Source organism: Collimonas sp. OK307 (assembly GCF_900113705.1).
Classification (GTDB): Bacteria; Pseudomonadota; Gammaproteobacteria; order Burkholderiales; family Burkholderiaceae_D; genus Collimonas.
This window is the reverse complement of the sequence record NZ_FOQI01000005.1, coordinates 143,707-161,320: the sequence shown is the minus strand read 5'-3', so window position 1 is coordinate 161,320 and position 17,614 is coordinate 143,707. Positions and strand designations below refer to the sequence as shown.

Genomic DNA, 17,614 nt, shown 5'->3' with positions numbered 1-17,614 from the left:
ACAAGCGAATTTGCGGATCTCAAGCTGCAGCCCCGGGTACAAATGTTGCTGGCCGCAAGTATGAAATCATGAAAAAAATGAACCGGAAGCCTTGTTTTGGCTGGCCGGGCGATATTTCGCAACACGTGCGGCGCCGGACAAGACACGTGCCTTCTGGCCGCTTTGTTGTTTGTACCAGGCGGGGATGGCGCTGGTACGCGCCAGTTTTTTCTTGCGAAAACTCTTGGCCTTGACCGCTAGCTGGCCGACATTAAAACTGTCCGCTGTATTGCTACCGACACCGCTATCGTTCCAGGCGTCATGCAGCGACTGCTTGGTATCCGAGACGCTACGGGAGATGCTTTGCTCGATATCGCTAGCCGCTTCCTGCACTTCCTGCTGCATCTTGCGCAATTCATCCAGCTCCATCTCGCGACTGACTTCGGATTTGACTTCATTGATGTAGCGTTGCGCGCGGCCGAACAGAGAGCCCGCCATGCGCGCTACGGTCGGCAATTTTTCCGGCCCGATAACAACCAGTGCAACGACACCAATCAGAGCAAGTTTAGTAAGGCCAATATCGATCATGGGAAGGAGCGGCAAACATCATTCAGGCCGGCTTAAGGCTAGCGCCGGCCGCAATGGATCAGTTGCCGGACTTGTCCTTTTCTTTGGTTGCAACGTCAATCGCCTCTTTGTCGGCGGCTTGTTTTTCTTCTTCACCCTTGACGCCGTCCTTGAAGCCTTTGACTGCCTTGCCCAGGTCGGAACCCATATTGCCGATTTTTTTAGTGCCAAACACCAACATGACAATCACCAGCACGATCAACCAGTGCCAAATGCTGAACGAACCCATTTTTTTCTCCTTGTCGGACAAATTGTCCGATCCTTCTAAGTCAAATTAACCGTTAAATCCTTACCAGCCGCGTGCAGCGCATTTGCCGCCAAACCCGGATTCAGCTGGTTCAGCGTTGGCCGCGCCATGGCCTTGGTCCGCCAATAACGTGCATATGCAAATGGTACACCTCTTGGCCGCCGTCTGGCCCGACGTTGAATATCGTCTTGTAACCGCCAGTGGCCTCGCCACCCTGCTCGCCCGGCTGGTAACCACAGCCCTGTTCCTGCGCCAGGCGCGGCGCCAACAACGCCATTTTACCCAACAAAGCGGCATGTGCCTCAGTGCAATCGGCGAGAGTCGGAATATGCTGCTTGGGCACGATCAGGAAATGGACAGGCGCGGCCGGATTAATATCATGGAAGGCGATCAGGTCATCGTCTTCATAGATCGCTTTCGAGGGAATCTGCTTGGCTGCAATTTTGCAAAAAATACAATTTTCCAAATTATCTCCGGGGTCTAAACGATTCTTGAACGATGCTGGAACGGTACGGCTTTTAAGCGTTCCTCAAACGACTCAGATCTTGCGCTTGTCAGTTTCTTGCTGTTCGCGCGCCGTCAGCTTGCGGTTGGCCTTCTCTTCGATGCCAGACAAGCCTTCGCGCCGCGCCAGTTCCTGCAGCACATCTTGTGGAGTCAGGTTGAACTGGGCCAGCATGATCATCGAATGAAACCACAAATCGGCACATTCATACAGCACATGGGAAACGTCACCGTCTACCCGCGCATCCTTGGCGGCCATCACGGTTTCGGTAGCTTCCTCGCCGATTTTTTTCAAAATCGCATCGTCACCCTTGGCGAACAGGCGCGCGACGTACGAGGTTTCGGGGTCGCCGCCGTTTGCCGGTTTGCGCGATTCGATGACCGCAGCCAGGCGCTGTAGAGTTTCACTCATGATTGCTTCAGATCCGATTTTTTATTTATAAAAACAAAATTTACTTGTAGATATCGTCCGGTTCTTTTAACACCGGCTCGACCGCTTCCCAGGTATTGCTGCTGCTCTCAAGCTTCTGGAAGAAGCAGGAATGACGGCCGGTATGGCAGGCAATATCGCCGGCCTGGGTCACTTTCAGCAACACCACGTCTTCATCGCAATCGAGGCGGATTTCGTGCACTTTCTGCACATGGCCGGATTCTTCACCCTTGTGCCACAGTTTCTTGCGCGAGCGGCTCCAGTAGACCGCCTCGCCCAGCGCAACCGTCTTCGCCAAAGCGTCGCGATTCATCCAGGCGAACATCAGCACATCGTTCGATCCGAGTTCCTGGGCAATCACCGGCACCAGGCCGTGTTCATCCCATCTCACCTTGTTTAACCAACTCACGCTGCTCATGCCAACCTCATCGGAATCTGCTGTGCCGCCATGAACTGCTTGGCTTCTTGCACAGTATGTTGACCATAATGGAAAATACTTGCTGCCAGCACTGCATCGGCACGGCCGATCTTAATGCCGTCGGCCAGGTCCTGCAAGCCGCCGACGCCACCCGAGGCGATCACCGGGATCGTCACGGCGTTGGAGACGCTGCTGGTCAGGGCCAGATCGAAACCGACCTTGGTACCGTCGCGGTCCATGCTGGTCAGCAGAATTTCGCCCGCGCCTAGCTGCTCCATCTTTTTCGCCCACTCGATGGCATCAAGGCCGGTGGCCTTGCGCCCGCCATGGGTGAACACCTCCCATTTGCCCGGTGCGACCTGCTTGGCGTCGATGGCGACCACGATGCATTGCGAGCCGTACTTAGCGGCGGCGTCCGCCACCAGTTGCGGATTGGTGACAGCGGAAGTATTGATGCCAACCTTGTCGGCGCCGGCATTCAGCAAACGACGCACATCCTCCACCGCGCGCACGCCGCCGCCCACAGTCAGCGGAATAAACACCTGCGATGCAACCGCTTCGATAATCGGCAAAATCAGGTCACGATTATCGGACGAGGCCGTGATGTCGAGGAACGTAAGTTCGTCCGCGCCCTGCTCGTCGTAACGACGGGCTATTTCGACCGGATCGCCGGCATCGCGCAACTCAAGGAAATTGACACCCTTGACCACGCGGCCATTGGTCACATCGAGGCAAGGAATGATGCGTTTGGCAAGCGTCATGGCTGGTCAGCGTCGGGCTGCTCCGATAAATCCTGGTCGATGAACATGTCGTCGCTCAACTCGTCGGCGCGTTCTTGCGCCGAACGCAAATCGAGCGTGCCTTCATAAATCGAACGACCGCAAATCACCGCCTCGATGCCTTCGTCCTGCACCGCGCACAATGCTTCCACATCGTGGACGTTGTGGACGCCGCCGGAAGCGATCACAGGAATCGTCATGCTTTGCGCGAGCTTGACGGTGGCTTCGATGTTGACGCCGCCCATCATGCCGTCGCGGCCGATGTCGGTATACACGATCGATGCGCAACCGTAATCTTCGAATTTCCTGGCCAGGTCGATCACTTCGTGACCGGAGAGCTTGCTCCAGCCATCGGTGGCTACCTTGCCATCCTTGGCATCCAGGCCGACGATGATCTGGCCCGGGAACGCGCTGCAGGCATCATGCAGGAAGCCTGGATTCTTGACCGCAGCGGTGCCGATGATGATGTAGCTCAAGCCGTCGTCGAGATAACGTTCGATGGTATCGAGGTCGCGGATGCCGCCACCCAGCTGCACCGGGATTTCTTCGATGCCGTTGAGCACGGCAAATTCGCGCACTGCCTTGATGATGGCTTTGACCGCCGGTTCGTTCTTGGGCTTGCCGGCAAACGCGCCATTCAGGTCGACCAGATGCAGGCGACGTGCGCCCTGCATCAGCCAATGGCGGGCCATTTCGCCCGGATCATCGGAAAATACTGTGGCTTGGTTCATATCGCCTTGTTTCAGGCGTACGCAGTGACCGTCTTTGAGGTCGATGGCAGGTATCAGCAGCATGGCTACAATTTGTATGAGATGAGGTCAGTTAAAAATCTGAATAAGGATCTGAAAAGTATCGGCTTAAATTCAGGGAAAAGCGCAGGGAAAACGCCAAAAAACACGCTGAAATACGCTCAAGGTTTCCATTGCACAAAATTCTTGTACAACTGCAAACCTGCGCTGGCGCTTTTCTCCGGATGGAACTGTGTCGCAAAAATGTTATCACGGCCGACCGCGCAGCTAAACGGCGCCCCGTATTCGGTCTCGCCAAAGGTATGCGCAGCATCGGCCGGCACCGCATAGTAACTATGCACGAAATAAAAATAGTCCTGGTCGGCAACGCCGTTCCACAGCGGATGAGTTTGCGCCTGGCGGACGCGATTCCAGCCCATTTGCGGCACTTTGAAACGCGAGCCGTCGTCTTGCAACTGGCCGTCCAGGCGAAAGCGCACTACTTTGCCGGGCAACAAACCGAGGCCCGGCGTATTGCCTTCCTCGCTCACGTCGAACAGCATTTGCTCGCCGACGCAAACGCCCAGCAGCGGCTTGCTGCGCGCCGCCTCCAGCAATACCTCTTGCAGCCCGGATTCACGCAAGCTGCGCATGCAGTCCGGCATCGCGCCTTGGCCAGGCAAGACCAGGCGGTCGGCAGCCTGGATATCGGCAATCGTGCCGGAAATCAGGACATCAGCTTCTGGCGCCACCTGACGCAGGGCTTGCGCCACTGAGCGCAAGTTGCCCATGCCATAGTCAACCACAACAATTTTGTTCATGATAAAGATTCAAGTCCGGGGAAAAATGCCGGGTAGTTAAATTTTTGCGCCAGCCGCATTAAATTTAAAGGCTGCCTTTGGTAGAAGGAATGGTGCCGGCGGAACGTGGATCCAGCTCTGTAGCCATGCGCAACGCGCGGCCAAACGCCTTGAAAACGGTTTCGCATTGATGATGGGCATTTTCGCCGCGCAGGTTGTCGATATGCAAAGATACCAGTGCGTGATTGACAAAACCCTGGAAAAATTCGTGGGTCAGATCGACGTCGAAACCGCCAATCATGGCGCGCTTGAACGGTACATGGAATTCAAGTCCGGGCCGGCCGGAAAAATCGATCACCACGCGTGACAACGCTTCATCCAGCGGCACATAAGCGTGGCCGTAGCGGCGGATACCCTTTTTGTCGCCCATCGCCTTGGCAAATGCTTGCCCCAGAGTAATGCCGACATCTTCCACAGTGTGGTGGGCGTCGATATGCAGGTCGCCATTGGCTTCAATATCCAGGTCGATCAAGCCATGCCGTGCAATCTGATCCAGCATATGATCCAGGAACGGTACGCCGGTATTCAGTTTTTGCTGGCCGGTGCCGTCCAGATTGATGGAGACGCGGATTTGCGTCTCATTGGTATTGCGCGTGATCGATGCAGTTCGAGGCGTAGACATGTTGAGCTTGAGACCAATTTGCTATGTGATGGCGCACAGGCGCCGTGGAGGTAAGTGTACTAAATTATTCGACGATCTGATTTAAGATCTAGATTGTTGTCGCTTCTCCGCTAGTCACTAGTGAAGCTTGATCGGTGCGGCCTTTTGAGCCGCACCGCCATTTTACCGACATTTTCATGCTTTCCCGCTAATCCTGGCTTTGATAATCGCTATCAGTGTTGCTATTCAAGTAAAAGCTACGCCAGCGCCCGCTCATCGGGCTTCTTGCTATCCAACTGGGCCAGTCGCTGCTCAATCAAAGCACAATACTCCGGATTCAGCTCAAAGCCGACAAACCGGCGGCCGCAACGACGCGCCGCCACTGCAGTGGTGCCGCTGCCCATGAAGGGATCCAGCACGATCCCGCCCGGAGGACAGGAAGCCTTGATCATCCGTTCGACGATTTCCAGCGGCTTCTGGGTCGGATGGTCGGCCCGCTCGCGATGTTCGCGGTGCAGGCGCGAGACGCTCCAGACATCCTTCGGGTTGTAACCCAGCTCCAGCCATTTGGCGCCGACGAAAATCGAACGTGAACGGGCTTTCTTGGTTTCTGCGTCGTAGGGAATCCGGATAGCATCCAGATCGAAATAATAGTCTTTGGCGCGGGCAAAGAATCCGATGGTGTCGTGCACCGAGGAAAAGCGCCGGGTGCCGCCACCCATCGACGGTACCCGCCGATCCCAGATGATTTCGTTATTCATGATCATGCGCTGCTTCAGCATGACGAAAATTTCAGGCGAGAAACGCCAGGTCAGGAAAATGTAAAGGCTGCCGTTCGGTTTCAGTTTTGGCAACGCGGCGTCTATCCATTCTTCAGTCCAGAGCAGATAAGCTGCGGTATCGAGCTTATCGGAATCGTTGCCGTAATCCTTGCCCAGGCCGTAGGGCGGATCGGCCAGCAACAGATCGACCGAGCCATCGGGAATGCGCTGCAAACCCTGCAGCGCGTCTTCGCCATAGATGCGGTCGATCCAGTCGTCGCTCATGACTGCCACGCTGCCGCAGCCGCTGTCATAGCGGACTATCTTTCAGACGATATTCTGCTGAACGTGCGTGCGCCTGCAAGCCTTCGCCGTAAGCCAGTTCCGCAGCGACTTTGCCCAGTGTCTGGGCGCCGGCCTCGCTGATGTTGATCATGCTGGAACGCTTCTGGAAATCGTAGACCCCGAGCGGCGACGAAAAACGCGCGGTGCGCGAAGTCGGCAACACGTGATTCGGCCCGGCACAGTAATCGCCCAGCGCTTCCGATGAAAAACGGCCAAGGAACATGGCGCCGGCATGACGGATCCGGTCAGCCCATTGCTGCGGATTCCCGGTCGAGATTTCCAGATGCTCGGCGGCGATATGGTTGGCGATTTCGCAGGCTTGTTCCAGGTCTCGCACCTTGATCAGCGCGCCACGATCGGTCAGCGAAGTGCGGATCACTTCGTGCCGCGGCATCAACGGCAGTTGCCGGTTTATGCTGGCTTCCACAGCGGCGATATAGTCGGCGTCAGGACATAGCAGGATCGACTGCGCCAATTCGTCATGCTCCGCTTGCGAAAACAGATCCATGGCGATCCAGTCGGGATCGGTAGTGCCGTCGCAGATCACCAGGATTTCCGACGGCCCGGCAATCATGTCGATGCCAACCGTGCCGAACACGCGGCGCTTGGCGGCAGCCACATAGGCATTACCGGGGCCGACGATCTTGTCGACTTGCGGAATGCTGGCGGTACCGTATGCCAGCGCCGCCACGGCTTGCGCACCGCCGATGGTGAATACGCGATCGACGCCGGCGATGGCTGCAGCCGCCAGCACCAGCGGATTCTTGATGCCGTCCGGGGTCGGCACCACCATGATGATTTCCTGCACGCCGGCGACCTTGGCTGGAATCGCATTCATCAGCACCGATGAAGGATAAGCCGCCTTGCCGCCCGGGACGTAGATGCCGACGCGGTCCAGCGGCGTGACTTTCTGTCCCAATACGGTGCCGTCGGCTTCGGTGTAGCTGAAGCCATCCGAACCGCATTCGGTTTTTTGACGCTCATGGTAGGCGCGCACACGGTCGGCCGCTGTTTGCAAGGCGCTGCGGCGTTCTGGCGACAGCTGCGCCAGGGCATCCTGCAATTCCTGCTGGCCGATTTCCAGCGTAGTCACGCTGCTGGCGCTGAGACGATCGAAGCGATTGGTATATTCCAGCACGGCAGCGTCGCCGCGCGCTTTGACATCGGCCAGGATCCGCGCCGCGGCCTGGTCGATGGCTTCATCTTCGCCAGCTTCAAAGGCCAGCACGGCTGTCAGCTGCGCCTGGAAATCCGGCTGCGCCGCATCGAGTTTTCTGATTGCTATGCTCATGTTGCTTCCGTTGTTTCCGTTGCGTTCGTTTTGCCGGTTGCGGAACCAAGCCGCAGCCGGGCTTTACAGTCGGATTATTTCGTCGAAGCTTTTTCGAATGCATCCAGGATCGGTTGCAACCGTTCGCGCTTCAGTTTCAAGGCCGCCTGGTTGACCACCAGCCGCGATGAGATATCCATGATGTGTTCGACTTCGACCAGGTTGTTGGCGCGCAACGTGCCGCCGGTACTGACCAGGTCGACAATCGCATCGGCCAGCCCGACCAGCGGCGCCAGTTCCATCGAACCGTACAATTTGATCAGGTCGACGTGCATGCCTTTGGCCGCGAAGTGTTCACGCGCGGTCAGCAGGTATTTGGTGGCAACTCGCAACCGCGCACCCTGGCGGATCGCGCTGGCGTAGTCGAAGCCGGCCGAAACCGCCACCGACATGCGGCATTTTGCGATCTCCAGGTCGATCGGCTGATACAAGCCCTCGCCGCCATGCTCCAGCAACACGTCCTTGCCGGCCACGCCGAAATCGGCGGCGCCATATTGCACGTAGGTTGGCACGTCGGAAGCGCGGACGATGATCACGTTCACTTGCGGATCGTTAGTCGGCAGGATCAGCTTGCGCGAGGTTTCCGGATCTTCGGTGACCTCGATCCCTGCTGCCTTCAGCAACGGCAAGGTTTCTTCAAAGATGCGGCCTTTGGACAAGGCCAGGGTTAACTTCTGGCTCATTTGATTCTTTCGATATTCGCGCCGACTGCCGACAACTTGCGTTCCATCTGGTCGTATCCGCGATCCAGATGATAAACGCGCTCGATCAGGGTTTCGCCCTGCGCTACCAGGCCGGCGATCACCAGCGAAGCCGAGGCGCGCAAATCGGTCGCCATGACCGGTGCGCCGACCAGCTTGTCGACGCCTTTGATAATGGCGGTATTGCCCTGCACATCGATAGCAGCGCCGAGGCGATTCATTTCCTGCACGTGCATGAAACGATTTTCAAAGATCGTTTCAGTGACATGGCTGGTGCCTTCGGCAATGCTGTTCATGGCCATGAACTGCGCTTGCATGTCGGTCGGGAAGCCAGGATATTCGGTAGTGCGGAAACTGACTGCCTTTGGCCGCGCCGCCATCTGCACGCGAATCCAGTCATCGCCGGAAGTCAGGATCACGCCCGCTTCACGCAATTTGTCGAGTACGGCATCGAGGATATGGCTACGGGTGTTCTTCAACATGACGTCGCCGCCGGTTGCAGCTACCGCGCACAGGAAAGTGCCAGTCTCGATACGATCCGCAATCACTGCATGCTCTGCGCCGTGCAACTTGTCCACGCCTTGAATCGTCAGGCGATCGGTACCGATGCCGTCGATCTTCGCGCCCATCGCCACCAGCAAATTAGCCAGGTCGGTGACTTCGGGTTCGCGTGCAGCATTTTCCAGAACGGTCTCGCCGTCAGCCAGGGTCGCTGCCATCAACAGGTTTTCGGTGCCGGTGACGGTGATCATGTCGGTAACGACGCGCGTGCCCTTCAGTTTCTTGGCCTTGGCATGGATGTAGCCGGCTTCGATCGAAATCTCGGCGCCCATCGCTTGCAAGCCTTTGATGTGCTGGTCGACCGGACGCGAACCGATGCCGCAACCGCCCGGCAACGACACGCGCGCCTCGCCAAAGCGGGCCAGCAACGGGCCTAGCACCAGGATCGATGCGCGCATGGTTTTCACCATTTCGTACGGCGCTTCCAGATTAGTGATGGCGTCGCCTTGCAACGTCACGAAATGGCCGTCCTGGGTCGCCTTCAATCCCATCTGGCGCAACAGCTTCAATATGGTCGATACGTCGTGCAGGTTCGGCACGTTGCTCAGATGCAGCTGATCTGAACTCAACAAACCCGCACACAGGATAGGCAGCGCCGCATTTTTTGCGCCGGAAATGGTGATTTCGCCGGAAAGACGGTTACCGCCTTGTATCAATAATTTATCCATTATTACTTCTCGCTGAAATTATTAGTTGCATCTTGCAGCGCGGGCAAAAAACTTGCCCACCCCACTTCTTAGTTATTGTCTTGAAATTCTTCGGGTGTCAGCGTCTTCATCGACAGTGCATGAATCTCTTCGCGCATGCGGTCGCCCAACGCTGCGTACACGATCTGATGGCGCTGTATCGGGCGCTTGCCGGCAAACGCTGCCGACACGATCACCGCCTTGAAATGCTGGCCGTCGCCCTCGACTTCCAGATGCGAGCAGTCGAGGCCGGCGGCGATGTAACTTTTAACGAGATCGGGTGTAGGGAACATAATTTTTTACCGGCTAACTGAACAAATGTGAACAAACTGAACGAATCGAAACGTATTGGCCCGCATATCGGCAGAGCTTAATGGCGCAGCTTGTAGCCGCGTTTCAGCATCTGCACCGCCAGGGTCGACAGCAACGTCAGCGAGATGCAAATAACCGCCAGGCTGATCAGCGGATTGATATCCGACTGGCCGAAGAAGCCATAGCGGAAACCGTCGATCATATAAAAGAACGGGTTCAAATGCGACACGGCTTGCCAAAATGGCGGCAACGACTTAATCGAATAGAACACGCCGGCGAGAAAAGTCAGCGGCATGATCAGGAAATTCTGGAATACCGCCAGCTGATCGAACTTGTCCGCCCAGATGCCGGCGATCAAACCCATGGTGCCAAGCAGCGCTGCGCCGAGGAAGGCAAAAATAATAATCCACCACGGCGCCACAAAGGACAGATTGCCAAACCAGGCCGTGATCACAAATACGCCGAAACCAACCGCAACGCCACGCACCACGGAGGCAAGCACATAGCCGCCATACAACTCCCAGTGCGACAACGGCGGCAACAGGACAAACACCAGATTGCCGGTCATTTTCGACTGTGTCAACGACGACGAGGTATTGGCGAAGGCATTTTGCAACACACTCATCATGACCAGGCCTGGAATCAGGAACGCCGTGTATTGCACTCCCGGATAAACTTCGACGTGATCTTTCAGCGTGTGGCCGAAAATCAGCAAGTACAACAAGGCTGTCAGGATCGGCGCACCGACGGTTTGCGTCGCTACTTTCCAGAAGCGCAGCACTTCCTTGTAAAACAGCGTTTGGAAACCGACCATCATTTGACTCCACCTGCGTTGTATTCGTCAGCGTAGACATTGAAACCGTTGGCGCTGACCTTGCTATCCATGATCTGCAGGAACACGTCCTCCAGGTCCGCCTGTTGCAGCTGCATGTCTTCAATCACTGCGCCGGCCTGGCGCAAGGAAGCGAGGATCGGTTCGACATCGGCATATTCGTTAACGCGCAAGGCGAACTTGCCGCCGTCCGCATGCAGCACCAAGTGCTGCAAAGCCTCTGGCAGACTGCCGCTGGATAACTGGACCAGCAGCTGCGAACCGGCAATCCGCTTGATAAGCGCTGACGTGGTATCAAGCGCCACCACCTGCCCCAGCTTGAGCATGGCGATGCGGTTGCACTGTTCCTGCGCTTCTTCCAGGTAATGCGTGGTCAGGACCACGGTGTGGCCTTCACGATTCAAGCGCGAAATGAAACGCCATAAGGTTTGTCGTAATTCAACGTCAACCCCCGCGGTCGGTTCATCCAGCACGATTACCGGTGGTTTGTGCACCAGCGCTTGCGCTACCAGCACCCGCCGCTTCATGCCGCCCGACAGCGCGCGCATATTGGTATCGGCCTTACTGGTCAGGTCGAGGTTTTCCATTACCTCGTCGATCCACTTGTCATTATTCTTCAGGCCGTAATAACCGGACTGCATGCGCAAGGTTTCGCGCACTGTGAAAAACGGATCGAATACCAGCTCTTGCGGCACCACGCCAAGGTTGCGGCGCGCTGCGCGATAGTCGCTGATCACATCGTGGCCGTGAATCGTGACGTTGCCGGAGTCCGGCCGGTTGAGGCCGGCGATGATCGAAATCAAGGTGGTTTTGCCGGCGCCGTTAGGGCCTAGCAAACCGAAGAATTCGCCTTCTTCGATGGTCAGGGAAACGCCGCCCAGTGCCTGCAAGGACTGGTAACGTTTCTTGACGTTGGTGATTTGAATGGCCGCCATAGTGCCTTGCTAAATATTCTTAAATTGGGGACGCCGCAGCAATGTCGACGATTCGTTGACGATTCTGCTGCCGATTCCGTCTCTGGAGCCATCCTGGACCCAGATAAGTGGCGTAACCCTTGATTATATTGGATTTTTGCTGCGAGGGCCCGGCGACAACGACAAACCCGGCATGCTAAGAAGGAGAGGAAAGGTAAAGCTCAATGATGCAGTGTACTGGCGGCAACAATCACCGTCGCAGGCGATAACAATTCTGTCACGCCATACAAGTCGATCAGGCTTTCCAGATTGGCGGGCAAACTGGAGAAATGCAGAGTCAGCCCTTGATTCAGGGCCGCACATTGCCATGCCAGCAAGGTGGCAACGGCGGCCGAATCGACCGCCACCACGTCGCTCAGGTCGATCTCGGTCTCGCCACCGGCGATCGCACGCAAGCCCTCTTCCAGAGTGACTTTGGCGTTACCGACAGTAAGCGAGTGAGATGGCCTGAACATAATAGTCAATCAACAAATTGCATAAAAACCAGCAAAATAAGGGGAAAAGTGGCTTTTGCCACCTTGGAGCGGCATTCCGACTCTTTCCCGACCTCATTTATTTCTTGGCGGCGCGCGCCTTGTTCTTGTCCGCCAGCACCTTGATCAAGCCATCAACGCCGGATCTGCCGATTTCGGACGCAAACGAACCCTTATATGACTCAACGAGCCAAGCCCCCAACACGTTGACATCATAAATCTTCCAGCTTGTACCAGCCTTTTCCATACGGTAATTCAGCTGGATCGGCTCGCCGCGCGGCTGGATCACCTGTGAACGCACTTCGACGTCTGTATCTGCCGGATCGCTACGCATCGGCTTGAAATCGATCTTCTGATCGCGCACCTGCGACAGGGCGCCGGAGTAGGTATAGATCAGCAAGCTGCGGAACTGGGTAATCAGTTGTTTCTTCTGATCATCAGTTGCATCACGCCAATAGCGACCAGCCGCCAGGGAAGTCATGCGCTCAAAGTCGACATACGGGATGATCTTTTCTTCAACCAGCGCCAGGATGCGTTGCTGGTTACCGCCCTGGATGCTTTTGTCGTTCTTGGCGGTATCCAGCACGTCCTGGCTGATACGCTTGACCAGCGCGTCAGGCGCTTCCTGCGCCTGTGCCGCTGCGGTGAATAACAGACTGCCGACAGTCAACGACAGCGCCAGGTATTTTTTAAAAATTTTCATAAGTATTTTAACAATCTTAGTAGTTGTTAGAGGCCACGCCTCAGACGCGCTATATATCGGTCCTGAGACGGCAATTTCAAGCGTCGGTTCCAACCGGCGCTCGCAATCATTCCTCAATCGTCAATCATCATTCGTCGGTCGACTTGGACTTGGCCGGTTTATCTGCCTTATCCCCTGTGCCATTATCGTCCGCGTTGCCGTGAATCTGGCTTTCGCGGCGTTGTGTATACGCATCGCGCACGAACTCATACTTGTCCAGGGCCGCACCTTCCAGCAGATCGCCTGCATCCAGCAGATTTGCGCGCTTGTCGATCAAACGTACCACAGAACCCGTATTGCGCCAGCGGACCGGGTATTTGTACGACCATATGTCGCCGTAAAAATCCACCGGCAACGCTGCAGTGTCACGAATATTCGATGGCCCGAACAGTGGCAGCACCAGATAAGGACCGGAGCCGACACCCCATTTGCCCAAAGTCTGGCCGAAATCCTTGTTGTGTTTCTGCAAGCCGGCTTCCGAGCTGATATCCAGCAAACCGCCCAGGCCGAGCGTCGAGTTGACCGCAACCCGCATCACGTCCGATGTGCCGTCTGCAACATTGCCTTGCAAGAAGCCGTTAACCGAACTCCAGACATCGCCCAGGTTACCGAAGAAATTATTGACGCCGGTCTGCACAAAGCTTGGCAGCCAGTTCCGGTAAGCGGTAGCAACTGGCTTCAGGGCGACTTTGTCTAGCGTATCGTTGAAGCTGAACACGGCACGGTTAAAGCCCTCCAGTGGGTCTTGCGGATTGCTGGCTGTGGTGGCGCAGCCGGCCAGCGTTGCAACCAAGGCCAGCGAGCCCAGACGATTCATGATTTTCATTGTTCTGTATCCTTTACATCGGCGGCTTTGCTGTACAAGAACTGGCTGATCAGGTTCTCCAGCACAATCGCAGATTGTGTTAATTTAATACGGTCGCCGGCAGCCAGGTTCTTGGTGGCGCCACCTGCCTCGATACCGATATATTGCTCACCCAGCAAGCCTGCGGTCAGGATCTTGGCCGAACTGTCTTCTGGAAACTGGTAACGCTCGTCCAGATTCAAGGTCACCACTGCCTGGAAATTCTTGTCGTCGAAATTGATCGATGCAACCCGTCCGACCACCACTCCGGCACTTCTGACCGAAGCGCGCACTTTCAAGCCGCCGATATTGTCGAACTTAGTCACTACCGGATAGGTTTTGTTGAACGTAGAGCTGCTCAGGTTCCCGGCTTTCAACGCCAGAAAACCCAAAGCCAGTATCCCGACCAACACAAATATGCCCACCCATACGTCTACGGTTTTTTGTTGCATGATTCATCACCTTAAAAATACCACTTGAGGCGAACAATCCCCAAGAAAATAGTAACGAGAAGTAAAGCGCTCCGCAAAAGCGCGCTGCGGATTACTTTGCGCGCAAAAAATCAGCGCAACTAATTAATTAAACATCAACGCTGTCAGCAGGAAGTCCAGCGCCAATACCGCCAGCGAAGAAATCACCACTGTGCGCGTAGTTGCCCTGGAAACACCTTCCGGCGTCGGCTTTGCTTCATATCCTTGCCATACTGCGATAAAGGTCGCTGCGACGCCAAACACAATACTCTTCAAGACGCCGTTAGCAATATCTTGCCAAACATCTACCCCGCCCTGCATTTGCGACCAGAACGCGCCCTCATCGACGCCGATCAGCTTGACCCCGACCAGGTAGCCGCCGAATATACCCAGCGCGCTGAACAAGGCTGCCAGCATCGGCATAGCCACCACACCGGCCCAGAAACGCGGCGCGACCACCCGTTGCATAGGGTCGACCGCCATCATTTCCATTGCCGACAGTTGCTCACCGGCTTTCATCAAGCCGATTTCCGCAGTCAGCGAAGTACCTGCGCGGCCGGCGAACAGCAGCGCGGTTACGACCGGCCCCAGTTCACGTACCAGCGACAGCGCCACCAGCAAACCCAGCGCCTGTTCGGAACCATATTTATTGAGCGTGTAATACCCCTGCAGACCCAATACGAAACCGACGAACAATCCCGATACGCCAATAATGATCAGCGAGTAATTGCCGATGAAATGGATCTGGTCGGTAATCAGCCGAGGGCGCCGCCAGAGGCCGCCAGAGGCGCGCAAAATCGCAAAAAACATCCGTGCAGCCGCACCCAGGCCGGTAATCGACTCGCGCAAGGTGCGCCCGACTGCGGCAAGAGAATTGGCTACAAATTTAGTGACAGCATCAAACATATCTAGCATCAAGCGCGCCCCTTCAATCCTAGATCCTCGGACAACGACTTGCCAGGATAGTGGAACGGCACCGGACCGTCCGGTTCAGCGTTGACGAATTGTTTCACGTATGGATGGGTCGAAGCCATCATTTCTGCCGGTGTACCCTGCGCCACGATTTGCCCTTGCGACAGGAAATAGACGTAGTCGGCAATCCCAAACGATTCATGGACGTCATGCGACACCAGGATGCTGGTCGAACCAAGCGCATCATTGAGCTTGCGGATCAGATTGGCCGTCACACCCATGGAAATCGGGTCCAAACCGGCGAACGGTTCGTCATACATGATCAGCGACGGATCCAGGGCTATCGCACGCGCCAGCGCTACCCGCCTTGCCATGCCGCCGGAAATTTCTGACGGCTTCAATTGCGCGGCATTGCGCAAGCCAACCGCATTCAATTTCAGCAACACCAGCTTGTTTAACAAATCCTGGGGCAAATCGGCATGTTCGCGCAACGGGAAGGCTACGTTTTCAAATGCGGTCAGGTCGGTAAACAAGGCGCCGCTCTGGAACAGCATGCCCATCTTGCGCCTCAGCGCATACAAGGCTGAAGTCGATAACGTGTGCACCGTTTCGCCGTCGACCTTGACACTACCTGCCTGCGGCCGCAGCTGGCCGCCGATCAGCCGCAATATGGTGGTCTTGCCGGAGCCGGAACCGCCCATCACGGCGATCACCTTGCCACGAGCAAAATCCATGTTGAGTCCCGATAAAATCGACCTCTCACCATAGCCAAATTGCAGATCACGAATCTCGACGATATTTGCCACACCGCTCACCGGATAAATCAAAGGGGCTATTGTAGTGCAAATGCGACAATCGTTCAGAGCGCGCCAATAGTAGACAGACTGATATGTCCCGCTATTACAACAGTTTGCCTATTGCCTGAATGCATGTGCAAAATTCTTGTTGCTGAAAAAAAAGCACGCCGGTGTTGCCACTGACATGCTCTTTCTCTGTTTGCTGCGCAACCGCCCGTGAATTGCAGTTGGTTTATTAGCGCGGCAAAACCGATGCTCCCATCAGGAATTCGTCGACTGCGCGCGCGCATTGACGGCCTTCGCGGATCGCCCATACCACCAGCGACTGGCCGCGACGCATGTCGCCCGCCGCAAACACCTTGTCGACCGAAGTCTTGTAGCAGCCGTCGCCGTCGGTAGTGGCCTTGGCGTTACCGCGTGCATCCTTGTCGACGCCAAACGCCTCCAGCACCTGCGCCACCGGCGAGACGAAGCCCATGGCCAGGAACACCAGGTCAGCCTTCATTTCGAATTCCGAATTCGGCACTTCCTGCATCTTGCCGTCTTTCCACTCGACGCGGGCTGCAATCAATTTCTCGACCTTGCCGTTCTTGCCTTCCAGGCGCTTGGTGGCTACGGCCCAGTCACGCTCGCAACCCTCTTCATGCGAAGAGGAGGTGCGCAACTTGGTCGGCCAGTATGGCCATACCAGCGGCTTGTTTTCCAGTTCCGGCGGTTGCGGCATCAGCTCGAACTGCTGGATCGATACCGCGCCCTGGCGATTGGAAGTACCTACGCAATCGGAGCCGGTATCGCCGCCGCCGATCACCACCACGTGCTTGCCACCGGCCAGGATCTGATCCTTGACCTTGTCGCCGGCGTTGATCTTGTTTTGCTGCGGCAGGAAGTCCATGGCGAAATGCACGCCCTTCAGCTCGCGCCCTGGCACTGGCAAATCACGTGGCTGTTCAGCGCCGCCAGCGATCACTACAGCGTCGAATTCCGCCTTCAGCTCCTCAGGAGAAATGGTTTTCTTGGCCCAGTTGTTCACATTCGACGGGAAATCCTTGCCGACCAAAACGCCGGTGCGGAAAGTCACGCCTTCTGCTTCCATCTGTTCGACACGACGATCGATGTGCGATTTCTCCATCTTGAAATCAGGGATGCCGTAGCGCAACAGGCCGCCGACCCGATCGCTCTTTTCAAACACCGTGACGTCATGGCCGATACGCGCCAGCTGCTGCGCCGCCGCCATACCTGCAGGCCCGGAACCAACTACCGCAACTTTTTTACCGGTTTTAACCAGTGCCGGCTGCGGCACGACCCAGCCGTTTTCCCAACCCTTGTCGACAATGAAATGCTCAATCGACTTGATGCCTACCGGGTCGCTGTTGATGCCCAGGGTGCACGCGCTTTCGCATGGCGCAGGGCAGATGCGGCCGGTAAATTCCGGGAAGTTATTGGTCGAATGCAGAGTCTCCAGCGCCTCGTGATAAGCACCGCGGTACACCAGGTCATTCCAGTCGGGGATGATGTTATTCACCGGGCAACCGTTGTTGCAAAATGGAATACCGCAATCCATGCAACGCGCGCCCTGGGTCTTGGCCTCGCTATCGCTCAGACTCAGGATGAATTCCTTGTAATGCTTCTTACGTGCCAGCGGCGCTTCATACGTTTCTCCGACCCGCTGAAACTCCATAAAACCCGTTACTTTTCCCATTT

At 56.2% G+C, this 17,614-nt stretch carries 23 protein-coding genes; all 23 read right to left on the bottom strand.

What is annotated here, in order from left to right; translation table 11 throughout:
• Positions 1 to 66 precede the first annotated feature (66 nt).
• The 23 genes from tatB to BM205_RS09020 all read right to left on the bottom strand — a co-directional run bounded on the left by tatB (position 67) and on the right by BM205_RS09020 (position 17,612).
• A complete protein-coding gene (gene tatB / locus BM205_RS09130) occupies positions 67 to 567 on the bottom strand; it encodes a Sec-independent protein translocase protein TatB (RefSeq protein WP_092414189.1) in 501 nt (166 codons plus the stop codon).
• Between the two features lie 58 nt (positions 568 to 625).
• Positions 626 to 835: a Sec-independent protein translocase subunit TatA gene (gene tatA / locus BM205_RS09125; protein WP_092414188.1), complete on the bottom strand. Its 210-nt coding sequence runs from the start codon at positions 833 to 835 to the stop codon at positions 626 to 628.
• Positions 836 to 944: 109 nt separating this feature from the next.
• Complete coding sequence (locus tag BM205_RS09120; RefSeq protein WP_092414187.1) at positions 945 to 1,319, bottom strand: histidine triad nucleotide-binding protein; 375 nt, start codon at positions 1,317 to 1,319, stop codon at positions 945 to 947.
• A gap of 72 nt (positions 1,320 to 1,391) precedes the next feature.
• Positions 1,392 to 1,769, bottom strand: a complete 378-nt coding sequence (locus BM205_RS09115; protein ID WP_092414186.1) for a phosphoribosyl-ATP diphosphatase — start codon at positions 1,767 to 1,769, stop codon at positions 1,392 to 1,394.
• A 40-nt stretch (positions 1,770 to 1,809) separates the two neighbouring features.
• On the bottom strand, positions 1,810 to 2,205 hold the full coding sequence (gene hisI, locus BM205_RS09110; protein WP_092414185.1) for a phosphoribosyl-AMP cyclohydrolase: 396 nt from the start codon (positions 2,203 to 2,205) through the stop codon (positions 1,810 to 1,812).
• Positions 2,202 to 2,966 (bottom strand): imidazole glycerol phosphate synthase subunit HisF, encoded by a 765-nt coding sequence (hisF, locus tag BM205_RS09105; RefSeq protein ID WP_092414184.1) that lies wholly within the window; start codon positions 2,964 to 2,966, stop codon positions 2,202 to 2,204. The genes hisI and hisF overlap by 4 nt, the downstream gene beginning before the upstream one ends.
• Entirely contained in the window at positions 2,963 to 3,778 is an 816-nt protein-coding gene (gene hisA / locus BM205_RS09100; protein WP_092414183.1) for a 1-(5-phosphoribosyl)-5-[(5-phosphoribosylamino)methylideneamino]imidazole-4-carboxamide isomerase, read from the bottom strand. The genes hisF and hisA overlap by 4 nt, the downstream gene beginning before the upstream one ends.
• Before the next feature lie 116 nt (positions 3,779 to 3,894).
• Entirely contained in the window at positions 3,895 to 4,533 is a 639-nt protein-coding gene (hisH, locus tag BM205_RS09095) for an imidazole glycerol phosphate synthase subunit HisH (protein WP_092414182.1), read from the bottom strand.
• Positions 4,534 to 4,597: 64 nt separating this feature from the next.
• Positions 4,598 to 5,194: an imidazoleglycerol-phosphate dehydratase HisB gene (gene hisB / locus BM205_RS09090; RefSeq protein ID WP_092414181.1), complete on the bottom strand. Its 597-nt coding sequence runs from the start codon at positions 5,192 to 5,194 to the stop codon at positions 4,598 to 4,600.
• A gap of 236 nt (positions 5,195 to 5,430) precedes the next feature.
• Positions 5,431 to 6,219, bottom strand: coding sequence for a DNA-methyltransferase (locus BM205_RS09085; RefSeq protein WP_092414180.1), 789 nt, complete (start codon positions 6,217 to 6,219; stop codon positions 5,431 to 5,433).
• A gap of 25 nt (positions 6,220 to 6,244) precedes the next feature.
• Complete coding sequence (hisD, locus tag BM205_RS09080; protein WP_092414179.1) at positions 6,245 to 7,570, bottom strand: histidinol dehydrogenase; 1,326 nt, start codon at positions 7,568 to 7,570, stop codon at positions 6,245 to 6,247.
• Between the two features lie 74 nt (positions 7,571 to 7,644).
• Positions 7,645 to 8,292 (bottom strand): ATP phosphoribosyltransferase, encoded by a 648-nt coding sequence (gene hisG, locus BM205_RS09075; RefSeq protein WP_092414178.1) that lies wholly within the window; start codon positions 8,290 to 8,292, stop codon positions 7,645 to 7,647.
• Positions 8,289 to 9,539, bottom strand: a complete 1,251-nt coding sequence (gene murA, locus BM205_RS09070; RefSeq protein ID WP_092414177.1) for a UDP-N-acetylglucosamine 1-carboxyvinyltransferase — start codon at positions 9,537 to 9,539, stop codon at positions 8,289 to 8,291. The genes hisG and murA overlap by 4 nt, the downstream gene beginning before the upstream one ends.
• Positions 9,540 to 9,607: 68 nt before the next feature.
• A complete protein-coding gene (locus BM205_RS09065; protein WP_092414176.1) occupies positions 9,608 to 9,850 on the bottom strand; it encodes a BolA family protein in 243 nt (80 codons plus the stop codon).
• Positions 9,851 to 9,927: 77 nt separating this feature from the next.
• Positions 9,928 to 10,683, bottom strand: coding sequence for an ABC transporter permease (locus BM205_RS09060; protein ID WP_092414175.1), 756 nt, complete (start codon positions 10,681 to 10,683; stop codon positions 9,928 to 9,930).
• Positions 10,683 to 11,636, bottom strand: coding sequence for an ABC transporter ATP-binding protein (locus BM205_RS09055; protein WP_092414174.1), 954 nt, complete (start codon positions 11,634 to 11,636; stop codon positions 10,683 to 10,685). The genes BM205_RS09060 and BM205_RS09055 overlap by 1 nt, the downstream gene beginning before the upstream one ends.
• Positions 11,637 to 11,836: 200 nt before the next feature.
• A complete protein-coding gene (locus BM205_RS09050) occupies positions 11,837 to 12,130 on the bottom strand; it encodes an STAS domain-containing protein (protein ID WP_092414173.1) in 294 nt (97 codons plus the stop codon).
• 97 nt (positions 12,131 to 12,227) lie between these two features.
• Positions 12,228 to 12,851, bottom strand: a complete 624-nt coding sequence (locus BM205_RS09045) for an MlaC/ttg2D family ABC transporter substrate-binding protein (protein ID WP_092414172.1) — start codon at positions 12,849 to 12,851, stop codon at positions 12,228 to 12,230.
• Between the two features lie 127 nt (positions 12,852 to 12,978).
• On the bottom strand, positions 12,979 to 13,716 hold the full coding sequence (locus BM205_RS09040; protein WP_092414171.1) for an MlaA family lipoprotein: 738 nt from the start codon (positions 13,714 to 13,716) through the stop codon (positions 12,979 to 12,981).
• Positions 13,713 to 14,186, bottom strand: a complete 474-nt coding sequence (gene mlaD, locus BM205_RS09035; RefSeq protein WP_092414170.1) for an outer membrane lipid asymmetry maintenance protein MlaD — start codon at positions 14,184 to 14,186, stop codon at positions 13,713 to 13,715. The genes BM205_RS09040 and mlaD overlap by 4 nt, the downstream gene beginning before the upstream one ends.
• Positions 14,187 to 14,309: 123 nt before the next feature.
• Complete coding sequence (gene mlaE / locus BM205_RS09030; protein ID WP_092414284.1) at positions 14,310 to 15,110, bottom strand: lipid asymmetry maintenance ABC transporter permease subunit MlaE; 801 nt, start codon at positions 15,108 to 15,110, stop codon at positions 14,310 to 14,312.
• 8 nt (positions 15,111 to 15,118) lie between these two features.
• Positions 15,119 to 15,922 carry an ABC transporter ATP-binding protein gene (locus tag BM205_RS09025; protein ID WP_092414283.1) on the bottom strand — a complete coding sequence of 268 codons (804 nt, stop codon included), beginning with the start codon at positions 15,920 to 15,922 and terminating at the stop codon, positions 15,119 to 15,121.
• A gap of 226 nt (positions 15,923 to 16,148) precedes the next feature.
• Complete coding sequence (locus BM205_RS09020; RefSeq protein WP_092414169.1) at positions 16,149 to 17,612, bottom strand: glutamate synthase subunit beta; 1,464 nt, start codon at positions 17,610 to 17,612, stop codon at positions 16,149 to 16,151.
• Positions 17,613 to 17,614 lie beyond the last annotated feature (2 nt).